Genomic DNA, 12,882 nt, shown 5'->3' on the forward strand with positions numbered 1-12,882 from the left:
CTTGCGCTGCGAAGAGGCCGCAAAACGCTGCGCAGATCTACTGTGTAATCACTGGCCTCTTCGCAGCACAAGGCCGCTCCTACAAAGGGTTGGATTACCAGAGGACCGCGCAGGTTTTTGGAACCCAGCCCCTCACAGGAGGTCTGTGTTTGCATGTATTACGGTGAACGCTTCAACGCCTGGACCCACTTGGTCGGCGCCATTCTGGCCTGCATCGGTGCCATCTGGCTGATCGTCGTCGCGGGCCTGCAAGGCGACCCCTGGAAGATCGTCAGTTTCTCCATCTACGGCGGCACGCTGTTGCTGCTCTACAGCATTTCCACCCTCTACCACAGCACGCGTGGGCGGGCGAAGGTGATCATGCGCAAGCTCGATCACCTGTCGATCTACCTGCTGATCGCCGGCAGCTACACCCCGTTCTGCCTGGTCAGCTTGCGCGGGCCTTGGGGTTGGAGTTTGTTCGGGGTGGTCTGGGGGCTGGCGGTGATCGGCATGCTGCAGGAGATCAAGCCCCGCTCCGAGGCGCGGGTGCTGTCGATCATCATCTATGCGGTGATGGGCTGGATTGTCCTGGTGGCGGTCAACCCGCTGCTGCGCAGCCTCGGTACCGCCGGTTTCGCCTGGTTGGCGGCCGGCGGGGTGTTCTACACGGTGGGCATCATCTTCTTTGCCTTCGACAGCCGCTTTCGCCACTGGCACGGCATCTGGCACCTGTTCGTGATCGCCGGCAGCCTGCTGCACTTCATCGCCGTGTCGTTCTACGTACTTTAGGCGCCGGGTTAAAAATCGCCCCACAACTGCTGTGCCACCGACAGTGCCACCACTGGCGCGGTTTCGGTGCGCAGCACGCGTGGGCCGAGGCGCGCGGCGTGGAAGCCGGCGGCCTTGGCCTGGTCGACTTCAGCGTCGTTCAGGCCGCCTTCGGGGCCGATCAGGAAGGCCAGGCGTGACGGTGTTTCGTGGCTGGTCAATGGTTCGGCCACCGGGTGCAGGACCAGTTTCAGGTCGGCTTCGGTGGTTTTGATCCATTCGGCCAGCGTCACCGGCGGGTGGATCACGGGCAGGCTCGACCGGCCGCACTGTTCACAGGCACTGATAGCCACCTGGCGCCAGTGGGCCAGGCGCTTGTCGGCGCGTTCGTCCTTGAGGCGCACTTCACAGCGCTCGCTGACGATCGGGGTGATTTCATTGGCGCCCAGTTCGGTGGCCTTTTGAATGGCCCAATCCATGCGCTCGCCACGGGACAGGCCCTGGCCAAGGTGGATGTGCAGCGCCGATTCGGCTTGGCCAGCCAGGGCCTGGTCCAGCGTCACGCGCACGGTTTTCTTGCCGACTTCGAGCAACTGGCCACGGTATTCCTGGCCGCTGCCGTCGAACAGTTGCACGGCGTCACCTGGGGCCATGCGCAGCACGCGGCCGATGTAATGGGCCTGGGCTTCGGGCAGGTCATGCTCGCCAAGGCTCAGGGGGGCGTCGATGAAGAAGCGGGACAGTCTCATGGTTCTGCTCGGACGAAAAGGGATCATGTGAGCCTGTGGGAGCGGGTTCATCCGCGAATGCGAAGGTGGGGGCAACATCGCATTCGCGGGTGAACCCGCTCCCACAGGGTCGGCAGTGGGCTTTCGGGCCTAGCCCGGGTCGCGGAAGTCGGGGTGGAAGTTGGCCGGTACGGCAACGCTGACGCTGTCGCGGGTGGCGATGTCGATGCCTTCGCTGGCCACCTCGGCGAGGAAGTCGATCTGCTCGGGCGTGATCACATACGGCGGCAGGAAGTACACCACGCTGCCCAGCGGGCGCAGCAGCGCGCCGCGGGTCAGGGCGTGCTCGAAGACCTTCAGGCCTCGGCGCTCCTGCCAGGGGTAGGCAACCTTGCCGGCCTTGTCCTGGACCATCTCGATGGCCAGGGCCATGCCGGTCTGGCGGATTTCGGCGACATGCGCATGGTCGGCCAGGTGCGCGGTGGCCGTGGCCATGCGCACGGACAAGGCCTTGTTGGCCTCGATCACGTTGTCCTGTTCGAAGATATCCAGGGTCGCCAGCGCTGCGGCGCAGGCCAGCGGGTTGCCGGTGTAGCTGTGCGAGTGGAGGAACGCGCGCAGGGTCGGGTAGTCGTCGTAGAAGGCCTGGTACACGGTATCGGTGGTCAGGCACGCGGCCAGCGGCAGGTAGCCCCCGGTCAGTGCCTTGGACAGGCACAGGAAGTCTGGGCGGATGCCGGCCTGTTCGCAGGCGAACATCGTCCCGGTGCGGCCGAAGCCCACGGCGATTTCGTCGTGGATCAGGTGCACGCCGTAGCGGTCACACGCTTCGCGCAGCAGTTTGAGGTAAACCGGGTGGTACATGCGCATGCCGCCTGCGCCCTGGATCAGCGGCTCGATGATCACCGCGCTGATGGTGGCGTGGTGCTCGGCCAGGGTTTGCTCCATGGCCTGGAACAGGTTGCGCGAGTGTTCTTCCCAGCCCATACCTTCAGGGCGCAGGTAGCAATCGGGGCTGGGCACCTTGATGGTGTCGAGCAGCAGCGCCTTGTAGGTTTCGGTGAACAGCGGCACGTCGCCTACCGACATCGCGGCAATGGTTTCGCCGTGGTAGCTGTTGGTCAGGGTAACGAAACGCTTCTTCTCGGGTTTGCCGATGTTCTGCCAGTAATGGAAGCTCATCTTCAACGCGACTTCGATGCAGGATGAGCCGTTGTCGGCGTAGAACACCCGGTCCAGCCCGGCCGGGGTCATGGCGACGAGGCGCTCGGACAGCTCGATCACCGGCTGGTGGCTGAAACCGGCCAGGATCACGTGCTCCAGTTGGTCGACCTGGTCCTTGATGCGCTGGTTGATGCGCGGGTTGGCATGGCCGAACACGTTGACCCACCAACTGCTCACGGCGTCCAGGTAGCGCTTGCCTTCGAAGTCCTCCAGCCACACGCCTTCACCACGCTTGATCGGGATCAGCGGCAGTTGCTCGTGGTCTTTCATCTGGGTGCAGGGGTGCCACAGGACCTTGAGGTCACGTTGCATCCACTGATCGTTGAGGCCCATGGGTACTTCTCCTGGCTTTGCTGCTGGCTTGGACCGCGTAAGCCTAAGCAAAGCTGGAGGGCACCACAACCGCTGGCAGTCATTGTCGTCGGGTACCGGTCCATTCGAGCTTGCGAATGTGCACCGTGCCGGCCTGCGAGGTGGAGATGGTCAGGCGGCGGAAGGGGCCGTCGATCACTTGTTCACAAGGTTGGGTGACAATAGGGCCGGGCCTAAGGCCCGGGTAGTCGCTGCCTTCGACGGTGAGCCAATAGAAGTTGCGAGGTGCCGGAACGAGCATGTCGTAGTAATGGTTCTGAGCATCAAAGAGCATGTGCACGTTATCGTAGGGAAAATCTCTCACCACGTAGTACTCCAGCCACAAGCTTTCGACTTCCTCTGTAAAAGCAATCTGGACTTCAGAGTGTTCGCCTATGACCAACTCAGTGCCATCCTCGCCCTTGAACGCCTCGAAGCCCGACCAGGAGGTGCTGTTGGAGTGAATGGTGAGGCCTGATGGCATATCCAGTGGCTGTTGGTACCTGAGAAACTGTGGCACGACACCGGTGAAATGCTCCTCGAAGATCATGCGCAGGCCCTCCTGATGGGCTTTTGGCGATTGTCGCCAGCATCGCCTGCATGCGTGTGACACGGCTACTGGCAAAAATGTCAGTTGCCAAAAGGACTTGATGTCGCCGTGCTGGCAGGGTTGGCAGAGCTGACGTATTCTTAACGCATCGCCTCGGGGCATTCCTGCCTCCCTATTTTTCTGTAACGTCTGACTCGGAGTTCGCCGACATGGCTGCTGCTTGGGTGCGCCTGTGCGCGTTGGTATTGATTGGTGTGTCCAGCGGTGCCGCGCTGGCAAAGGACAAAACACCTACGGCTATCGTGGTGGGTGGGGGCCTTGCGGGCCTCACTGCAGCCTATGAACTGCAGAGCAAGGGCTGGCAGGTGACGCTGCTGGAGGCCAAGTCGGGTATGGGCGGTCGCTCGGGCCTGGCCACCAGTGAGTGGATCGGCAACGCCAAGGCACAGCCGGTACTCAACCAGTACCTCGACCGTTTCAAACTTGAAACACTGCCGGCGCCAGAGTTCGTGCGTACGCCGGGCTACCTGATCGACGGTGAGTACTTCAGTGCGACGGACCTTGCCACCAAGCAGCCCGCCACTGCCGAGGCGCTCAAGCGCTACGAGAAAACCCTCGACGACCTGGCCCGTTCGATCGACGACCCGCTGAACCCGCAGGCGACCAGCACGCTGTTCGCCCTCGATCAGATCAACGTGTCTTCCTGGCTCGACAAGCTGCAACTGCCAGCCACCGCGCGTCAGCTGGTCAACCAGCAGATCCGTAGCCGTTACGATGAGCCGTCGCGCCTGTCGCTGCTGTATTTCGCTCAGCAGAACCGCGTTTACCGTGGTGTCAGCGACCGCGATCTGCGTGCCGCGCGCCTGCCCGGTGGCAGCCCGGTGTTAGCCCAGGCGTTCGTCAAGCAGCTGAAAACCATCAAGACCAGCTCGCCGGTCACTGCCATCGTGCAGGACAAGGACGGCGTCACCGTCAAGGTTGGCAGCGTGGGCTACCAGGCCGATTACCTGGTCATGGCCGTGCCGCTGCGCGCCCTGGCCAAGATCCAGATGACCCCGGGCCTGGACAGCCAGCACCTGGCCGCGCTCAAGGGCACCAACTATGGCTGGCGCGACCAGCTGATGCTCAAGTTCAACAAGCCGGTGTGGGAAAGCCGGGCCCGTATGTCCGGCGAAATCTTCAGTAACGCAGGCCTGGGCATGCTGTGGATCGAGCCGGCGCTGAAGGGCGGGGCCAACGTGGTGATCAACCTGTCCGGCGACAACGCCCGCCTGCTGCAGGCATTTGGCGACAAGCAGATGGTCGACCAGGTGCTTATCCGCCTGCATGCGTTTTATCCACAGGCCCGCGGTTCGTTCACCGGCTACGAAGTGAAACGCTACAGCACTGACGCTGGCACCGGTGGCGCCTACCTGGCCTACGGCCCAGGGCAGATCAGCAAGTACTGGCGCCTGTGGGAGCGCCCGGTGCAGCGCATCAGCTTCGCCGGTGAGCACACTGACGCCCTCTACCCAGGCACCTTGGAAGGCGCCTTGCGCAGCGGTCAACGCGCGGCGGGCCAGGTGCAGGACCTGCTGGCCGGCAAGTCGTTCGACCCGGCCAAGGCAGTGCCTGTGGCGGCAGCCGCAGCAGGCGCCGCAGCGGCCAAAGACAAGGGCGGGTTCTTCTCCAACCTGTTCGGTGGTGCTTCCGACAAGGCTGAAAAGAGCGACAAGGTGGAAAAAGCCCCTGCCAAGGTCGAGCCGGTGAAAGAGGAGGCCAAGCAGGACAAGCCAGGTTTCTTCAAGCGCCTGTTTGGTGGGGCTGACAAGCCTGAGGTGAAAGCCCAGCCGATTGCCAAGGCCGACGAAGTGGCCCCGGCACCGGCGCCACAGGCCGCTCCAGAGCCGGTTGCACCGGCGCCTGTGGCCAATGAAACCGCGGTAAAACCTGCTGCTGCCAAGCCTGCCGCGACCAAAACCGCGCCTGCCAAGCATGCCCCGGCACACAAGCCGGCGGCTAAACAGGCGCACAAGCCTGTTGAAGCAAAAAAGGCCACGGTCAAATCAGAGCCCGCGAAGAAGCCAGTGGCCAATACCCAGGCCAAGGCGGGTTGATTGATCGACAGTGCCAGCCTCTTCCTCCTGTAGGAGCAGCCTTGTGCTGCGAAGAGGCCGGCACTGGCAACCCTGAACTCACCGACTATCGTTAATGTTTCCTTAATAGGAAGCTTTCACAATATCCATCGGATTTCTCGATAATCCGAAGCAATTTTTTCCGCTTTTATTCGATACGTTACGCGTTAGTCTGTGCACAGCTTTCACGGGGAAACACGCCAACATGCAACTGCGCAATTCACCTTCTCGCTACGGCGTGGTCAGCATCATCCTGCACTGGGGTGTCGCGCTGGCAGTCTTCGGCCTGTTTGGCCTGGGGCTGTGGATGGTCGGCCTGGATTACTACGACCCTTGGCGCAAGTCGGGCCCTGACCTGCACAAGAGCATCGGCCTGGTGCTGCTGGCAGTGATGCTGCTGCGCGTACTCTGGCGTTTCATCAGCCCGCCACCGCCGGCACCGGCCAACCACGGGGCACTCACCCGCGTGGCCGCCAAGCTGGGCCATCTGGCACTGTATGTGGGGCTGTTCGCGGTGATGATCGCCGGTTACTTGATCTCCACTGCCGACGGCGTCGGTATTCCGGTATTCGGCTTGTTCGAAATACCGGCTCTGGTCAGCGACCTGCCTGATCAGGCGGACCTGGCTGGGGTGATCCACCTCTGGCTAGCCTGGGGCCTGGTGATTTTTGCCGTGCTGCATGGCCTGGCAGCACTGAAACACCACTTCATAGACCGTGACGCGACCCTGATCCGTATGCTGGGCCGCAAAGCTTGACTCTCAACCTCAATTGCAAGGAATAGAAAGGATGTTGAAAAAGACTTTTGCCGCTCTGGCGCTCGGTACTGCACTGTTCTCCGCTGGCCAGGCCATGGCCGCTGACTACAAGATCGACAAGGAAGGCCAGCACGCGTTCGTCGACTGGAAGATCAGCCACCTGGGCTACAGCTTCATTCACGGTACCTTCAAGGACTTCGACGGCAACTTCAGCTGGGACAGCGCCAAGCCTGAAGCGAGCAAGATCAACGTCGACCTGAAGACTGCCAGCCTGTGGTCGAATCACGCCGAGCGTGACAAGCACATCGCCAGCAAAGACTTCCTGGACGTGAAGAAGTACCCGGACGCCAAGTTCGTGTCGACCGCCGTCAAATCGACCGGTGAGAAGACTGCCGACGTGACCGGTGACCTGACCCTGCACGGCGTGACCAAGCCGGTCACCTTCAAGGCCACCTTCAACGGTGAGGGCAAAGACCCATGGGGCGGCGAACGTGCTGGCTTCAATGCCACCACCACGCTGAACCTGAACGACTTCGGCATCAAAGGCCCAGGCGCGACTTCGCAGACTCTGGACCTGGATATCAGCCTTGAAGGCGTGAAGCAGAAGTAATTCGCTTCATTTCAATAAAAACGCCGGGGATGAGCGATTGACGCTCATCCCCGGCGTTTTGCTTTGCAGTGTCAGAGATACGGGACCAAGTCAGTCAACCCCGCCGCAGGCGCTGGAAGGCCCAAGGCCTGCAGGGCGTGCCATGTGGCATCGTTTACCGTGATGACGCCCCAATCCGCCAAATAATCAGCGAGGTTGCACTTTGCGACCAGGGACAGGGAAGTGGCGAACCCAGTCAAGTCGCCCGGGCATTGCGGATTGTCGCGAATGTAGCGATCCCAGGCGGGCAGGTAGTGGTCGCCGAAGCCCTTCCTGAGTTGTTCAAAAATGGCGAGGGAGTCTGGGGACTCCATGTATCGCTTCTGGTCGCGGGGCTTGGCCAGCCACGCTTTCAGCGCCGGCCAGCGAGTAGGGAGAATGTCGGTGTATTCGTGTGTGTGAACGCGCCCGACTGCAAGCGCGTAGATGTTTACCGAGTTCTCGCGGAACATGGGTGCGACGGCATTGACGACGTTCTGAAAGTGATGGCCGTACTCATGCAGCGTCACCCAGCGTTTGTGGGCTTCACCTGCAAGCAATGCGCACATGTATTCGTTGCCAGGGTCACGCCTATGCGGCAGAAGGATTAATCCCGTCGTTGCGCTTGGGTTGATCGTCGACGCTGCCTCCACAGCGTGTATCCACATATCGCTACGCCTATGCCTTGGCGATGAGCCGTCGAGGCCGCAGGCCTGGGCTTGGATGCTCAGCACTTCTTGATGGGAGCGGACAATTTCGGCGACATCGTCAATCGCAAACCGATTGAAGGTGTCGGTGTAGGCAGAAATGGCAACGCGGTCACCGACAAGCTGTACCTCGGACACTGCGTCACAGTGCAATAGCATTGCTAGAAAGTCCGAAGGCGGCGTCTGGTCGAGGACGTAGTACGGAATGGGTTGAAACGCCTCGTCGAAAATCACTCGGCAGCCCGAACTGCCGTTATTGCGGATATGTACCACGCCGCCCAGTGGGTCGAGGGGCAGTATGTTTTCCCCTCGCTGCAGACGATGCTCGCGCATGTTCTGGGTTTGCTGGCTGCGGTCCGCTTGCTGCGCCAGGCCCTGAATGCCGATCGTCAGGGTAACGTTGCAATCATCACCCTCCAGAAAGACCGAGGCGCGGGTGTTCGCCGGAAGCTTGTAGCCGGTGGGTTTGTAATCGGCCCATTGAAGTAGCCATCGATAGGCTTGTCGATCTGCCTGTTTAGTCGGAGTCGGAGTGACCCAGACCGAGCGTGGGTGGACGAAGTAGCTGTTGGCAAGGACAGGAATGGAGGCTTCGCCATCGACGATGCGAACCAGAATGGTGTCTTTGCTGTTGAGGTAACTCGCTGGAAGATCGCCATTATGAAACGTGCCATCGGGCTTCACACTGGCGATGCCTTTCCATCGGTTTTCTGAAAAGGCTTCGACTGCGCCCTTTCTAGCTGACGTGCTGCCACGCACATCGATGCGGGAACCCGCTCTCAACGAAAGTGTTTCTATCAGCGGTCTTGAAACTGCGATTTGTTCAAGGGCGTCGGCGTCGATGCAGTCGACGAGTGCACGTTGCGCGTTGCTGTGCTGCTGGGTTTCTGTATTACGCACTTCTATTACTCAGTGGGGATTGAGCAATTACGATGAGCGCAATGAAACGATGACAAAACTCGCAGGACTGATAGGTTGCGGGAGGGGGAGCATTCGGATAAAGCTATCCGGTGGGCTGTTCAGCAGCCCACCGCATAGATCACTTCAATGTCAGCGATTGCGCGTCAGCAGCGCTGGTCGCTCGCCGCGTGGGCGGCTTGGCAGATCGTCCAGTTGCTCAGGCGTTGGGTAACGATCGAGCTTGGATTCCTTGCGGATGATCACTGGCTGGTTCTGCGGCTCACGCGAGCTGCGGACTGCAGGTTCCTGGCGCGCAGCATCATCGCGCGCCGGGCGACCGCGACCACCACCGTTGTTGTCACGGCGTGCACCGCCGCCCGCGTTGTTGCGCGGTGGGCGTTTCTCGCCGCTGGCGCTGCGTGGCTGGCCACCCGTGCGAGGTTGGCCGCCGTTGTTGCTGCGCGGAGCCGCCGCACCTTGGCCCTGGTTTTGACCTGCGCCAGTGCCACCGCCAGGACGGCGGTTACGCCCCTGGTTCTTGCCCTGGTACGGGCTGACGTAGTCAGCGCGGTTGCCAAAGTTGTCGACTTCGTCATCCAGGAACTCGTCCGGGGCACGGTCGGCCGGTGCTTTCGGTGTGCTGTTCTGGCTGGCTTGCTGCTGGCGTGGCTTGTTGTCACGCGGCTTGCGCTGTTGCGGCTTGTCGCCCGCCTTTTCCTTCTCGGCAGGCTTCTCGGCAGCGTGCTGCCGGGTCTTGCCCTTGTCCTTGCCTTTGTCTTTGCGGCCGCCGTTGGCGTCTTTGCCGCCTTCGCCGCGTGGCTGGTTGCGACCGCCACGGCCGGCGTTTTGCGGGCGTTCGCGCACTTCCGGCTTCTCGGCCTCGACCTGGCTTGCGTCGAAGCCCATCAGGTCGCCGTCAGCAATCTTCTGCTTGGTGACCCGCTCGATGCTCTTGAGCAGCTTCTCTTCATCAGGCGCGACCAAGGAAATGGCCTCACCCGAACGGCCGGCACGGCCCGTACGGCCGATACGGTGGACGTAGTCCTCCTCGACATTGGGCAGCTCGAAGTTGACCACGTGGGGCAACTGGTCGATGTCCAGGCCGCGGGCGGCGATGTCGGTGGCAACCAGTACCCGTACCGCGTTGGCCTTGAAGTCGGCCAGGGCTTTGGTGCGGGCGTTCTGGCTCTTGTTGCCGTGGATCGCGGCGGCGGTCAGGCCGTGCTTTTCCAGGTATTCGGCCAGGCGGTTGGCGCCATGCTTGGTACGGGTGAAGACCAGCACCTGTTCCCAGGCACCCTGGGTGATCAGGTGTGCCAGCAGCGCACGCTTGTGGCTGGCGGGCAGGCGGTAGATGCGCTGCTCGATGCGCTCGACCGTGGTGTTCGGTGGGGTGACCTCGATGCGCTCCGGGTTATGCAGGAGCTTGTCTGCCAGGTCGGTGATGTCCTTGGAGAAGGTGGCCGAGAACAGCAGGTTCTGGCGTTTGGCCGGCAGGCGGGCAAGGACCTTCTTCACGTCATGGATGAAGCCCATGTCGAGCATGCGGTCGGCTTCGTCGAGGACCAGGATTTCGACGTGGGCCAGGTCGACCTTGCCTTGGCCAGCCAGGTCGAGCAGGCGGCCAGGGCACGCGACCAGAACATCGACACCTTTGGCGATGGCCTGGATTTGTGGGTTCATGCCGACACCGCCGAAGATACAGGCGCTGACCAGCGGCAGATCACGGGCATAGACCTTGAAGCTGTCATGCACCTGGGCGGCCAGCTCGCGGGTCGGAGTCAGGACCAGTACGCGAGGCTGGCGTGGGCCATGGCGCTGCGACTTGTCAGGGTGGCCACCCGGGAACAGGCGCTCGAGGATCGGCAAGGCGAAACCGCCGGTTTTACCAGTACCTGTCTGGGCGGCGACCATCAGATCACGGCCTTGCAACACGGCGGGAACAGCCCGCTGTTGCACCGGAGTCGGCTGGGTATAGCCCGCAGCCTCGATAGCGCGGACAAGAGCCTCGGAGAGACCGAGGGAAGCAAAGGACATGGGCAATCCTGTTCTCGTGTGGGCTGGGCCCGTTGGGATGTTCTGCCTGGCGCGACGGGCATCGGTGAGATGCGATCGCGTCCGGTCCAGCTTGGCTTTCACTGCACATCCAGGAAGCGGAGGGCTGACGCTATGGTGCGTCGTTGCCGATCGGGATGCCTGTTGCTAGGCCGAGCGTCCGGGCGTAAGCCTGGCGGGAAGGCCCGAGTATAACAGAGCTATCGCGACGTGCTGCTTTCCTGCTGCTCAACGGCGTTGAGAATGTTTCCGATGTCGCCTATGTAGCGGTGGCTGATGGCGGCGTAGGCGGGTTCCTGCTTGAAGCGTTGCAACTCTTCGGAGAACGCCTGGGCCAGTGCCTCGCGCCCGGGTTTGCGGGTCAGCCCCAGGTATTGCGTCTGTCGGCTGACCACCCAGGGCAGCTCTTCGATGCGTTGTTCAAGGCCCAGCTGGCGCATCAGGTAGCGCCCAACCCTGCGGTCGGTAATCAGCAAATCGATACGGCCCAGCAGCAGTTTGCCGAAGTTGGCTTCATGGGTAGGGGCTGCTTCGCGGCGAAAACGCGGCGAATCGTTGAATGCGGCGCCGTAGGTGTAGCCGGGCGATGTGCCGACGGACAGGCCCGCAAGATCGTCCAGGCCGGTGACGGCATGACGGCGGCTGCGGGCCTGGAACAGCACGAACTCGACATCCGACATGGGCTCCGTTGGGTAGACCAGGTAGGGCCTGCGCGTGTCGAGCTGGAAGACATCCACAATACCGTCGGCCAGCCCTTGCTCGATCATTGCCAGGCAGCGCTTCCAGGGCAGGAACTGCCATTCCACCTCTACCCCCAGGCGCTTGAATACCTGGGTGGTCACTTCGTAGTCGATGCCCCGAGGTTGGCCATCTTGCTGGTACACATACGGTGCCCAGTCGTCGGACACCAGGCGCAGGCGTTCGGCCAGAGCCAACGGGCTCAGGCAGGCGAGCAGCAGGATCCAGATCAATCGGGTGGTGGCGAACATGGCCCGCAGATTACGCGCTCGGCCTGCTCAAGGCCAGTGAAGCGGCGGCTGTTCAGGCCTGCGCCGACTTGAGCAGGTGCGCTTCGATAGCCTTGCGCTGTGCCCCGAGTGACAGGCGCAGGCCCGGGTGACGCAGGCACTGGCGCAGCTGTTCGGGCTGGATGCGGCCGTTGCGCGCATTGAAGTTCTCCAGGGCTTTGTCCCACCAGGCCGATGCACAGGCCCGGTCGAACTCGTTGGGGTAGGGGTAGCTGCCATACAGCAATTCGCGGGCAAATTGCCGCTCGTGGCTGGGCAGGGTCAGGCTCAACGCCTTGTAGCCCAGCCGATGCAGGGTCGGCGGCCGCGGCAGTTGATCGTTGACCCGTGCGACATCGGCCAGTGCAGCTTCGCTCAACGGAGTGTCGCCGTGTTTGCGCAGCCAGGCCTGGATCTTGGCGCGGAACTGGGCCTTGCGGCTCCAGTAGTGGTGGATGACGTCGGTGCACTCGGCCAGCTGCAGTTTGCGGTAGGCCGCCACGGCCAGGCAGAACTCTTCGAGGGTGTAGGCCTCGCGGGCCAGTGGGTAGAACTGGTCCATCATGGCGATGGAGTGGTCCAGTGCCTGCGCGTCTTCGGCGGTGAGCCCGATCACGCCCGAGTTGATCAAGGGCATCTGGCAATCGGCCAGGCCCTGGGCCTGGAGGACGGACAGCAGGTTCTTGTACAGCAGGCATTTCTGGTTGGCGCCGTAGCGCCCGCCGATGGCGTTGCACAGCAGGTGGCCAGGCGCGACCCGCTGGAACAGCCGCATCGGTGACTGACGGAAGAAGGTGTCGGTATCGATCAGCACCGCCATTGCATGCTGCGTCAACACCTGACGCAGCAGCACATGCTTGCTGCGAAAGTGATAACCATGCGGGGCATTCCACGCCGCGCGCGTGGCGGCGTCGAGCAGGTGCAGCGTGACCGGCAGCTTGGCATAGGGCGCCGGGTTGTCGGTGTAGACCTGAATATCCAGCGCCTCGCCTGCCGATACGTCCAGGTGGGCAAGGGCACTGACGATGCTGAAGCAGGCTTCCTGGTGGTAGGTGGCCGGGCCGAAAGCCAGGTAGACGAGCTGAGGGCGCGATGGCTGAGGATGCTGCAT

General features: G+C 62.2%; 11 protein-coding genes. 4 read left to right on the forward strand and 7 right to left on the reverse strand.

Annotated features, from left to right (window positions below; translation table 11 throughout):
* Nucleotides 1-153: 153 nt before the first annotated feature.
* A complete protein-coding gene (locus D886_RS0102750; RefSeq protein ID WP_027592440.1) occupies nucleotides 154-771 on the forward strand; it encodes a hemolysin III family protein in 618 nt (205 codons plus the stop codon).
* Between the two features lie 8 nt (nucleotides 772-779).
* Here D886_RS0102750 and D886_RS0102755 read toward each other — a convergent pair whose 3' ends face one another.
* The 3 genes from D886_RS0102755 to D886_RS0102765 form a co-directional block, all read right to left on the reverse strand.
* Nucleotides 780-1,499 (reverse strand): 16S rRNA (uracil(1498)-N(3))-methyltransferase, encoded by a 720-nt coding sequence (locus D886_RS0102755; RefSeq protein WP_027592441.1) that lies wholly within the window; start codon nucleotides 1,497-1,499, stop codon nucleotides 780-782.
* A 129-nt stretch (nucleotides 1,500-1,628) separates the two neighbouring features.
* Complete coding sequence (locus D886_RS0102760) at nucleotides 1,629-3,035, reverse strand: adenosylmethionine--8-amino-7-oxononanoate transaminase (protein WP_027592442.1); 1,407 nt, start codon at nucleotides 3,033-3,035, stop codon at nucleotides 1,629-1,631.
* Nucleotides 3,036-3,114: 79 nt separating this feature from the next.
* Nucleotides 3,115-3,603 (reverse strand): hypothetical protein, encoded by a 489-nt coding sequence (locus D886_RS0102765; protein WP_027592443.1) that lies wholly within the window; start codon nucleotides 3,601-3,603, stop codon nucleotides 3,115-3,117.
* 209 nt (nucleotides 3,604-3,812) lie between these two features.
* On the opposite strand from D886_RS0102765, the gene D886_RS0102770 reads away from it, so the two are divergent.
* The 3 genes from D886_RS0102770 (at nucleotide 3,813) to D886_RS0102780 (ending at nucleotide 7,084) form a co-directional block, all read left to right on the forward strand.
* The gene (locus D886_RS0102770; protein WP_027592444.1) at nucleotides 3,813-5,699 is read left to right on the forward strand and encodes a flavin monoamine oxidase family protein; all 1,887 of its coding nucleotides are present in this window, start codon (nucleotides 3,813-3,815) and stop codon (nucleotides 5,697-5,699) included.
* Between the two features lie 223 nt (nucleotides 5,700-5,922).
* Nucleotides 5,923-6,474, forward strand: coding sequence for a cytochrome b (locus tag D886_RS0102775; RefSeq protein ID WP_027592445.1), 552 nt, complete (start codon nucleotides 5,923-5,925; stop codon nucleotides 6,472-6,474).
* 31 nt (nucleotides 6,475-6,505) lie between these two features.
* Nucleotides 6,506-7,084, forward strand: coding sequence for a YceI family protein (locus tag D886_RS0102780; protein WP_027592446.1), 579 nt, complete (start codon nucleotides 6,506-6,508; stop codon nucleotides 7,082-7,084).
* 71 nt (nucleotides 7,085-7,155) lie between these two features.
* On the opposite strand, the gene D886_RS27390 is transcribed toward D886_RS0102780, so the two are convergent.
* The 4 genes from D886_RS27390 to D886_RS0102800 form a co-directional block, all read right to left on the reverse strand.
* On the reverse strand, nucleotides 7,156-8,709 hold the full coding sequence (locus D886_RS27390) for a M60 family metallopeptidase (RefSeq protein WP_159455776.1): 1,554 nt from the start codon (nucleotides 8,707-8,709) through the stop codon (nucleotides 7,156-7,158).
* Nucleotides 8,710-8,859: 150 nt separating this feature from the next.
* The gene (locus tag D886_RS0102790) at nucleotides 8,860-10,746 is read right to left on the reverse strand and encodes a DEAD/DEAH box helicase (RefSeq protein WP_027592448.1); all 1,887 of its coding nucleotides are present in this window, start codon (nucleotides 10,744-10,746) and stop codon (nucleotides 8,860-8,862) included.
* Nucleotides 10,747-10,964: 218 nt separating this feature from the next.
* Entirely contained in the window at nucleotides 10,965-11,753 is a 789-nt protein-coding gene (locus D886_RS0102795; RefSeq protein WP_027592449.1) for an ABC transporter substrate-binding protein, read from the reverse strand.
* 52 nt (nucleotides 11,754-11,805) lie between these two features.
* Nucleotides 11,806-12,882, reverse strand: a complete 1,077-nt coding sequence (locus D886_RS0102800; RefSeq protein WP_027592450.1) for a hypothetical protein — start codon at nucleotides 12,880-12,882, stop codon at nucleotides 11,806-11,808.

It is taken from the genome of Pseudomonas sp. LAIL14HWK12:I7 (assembly GCF_000483465.1).
In the GTDB taxonomy this organism is placed as follows: Bacteria; Pseudomonadota; Gammaproteobacteria; order Pseudomonadales; family Pseudomonadaceae; genus Aquipseudomonas; species Aquipseudomonas kermanshahensis.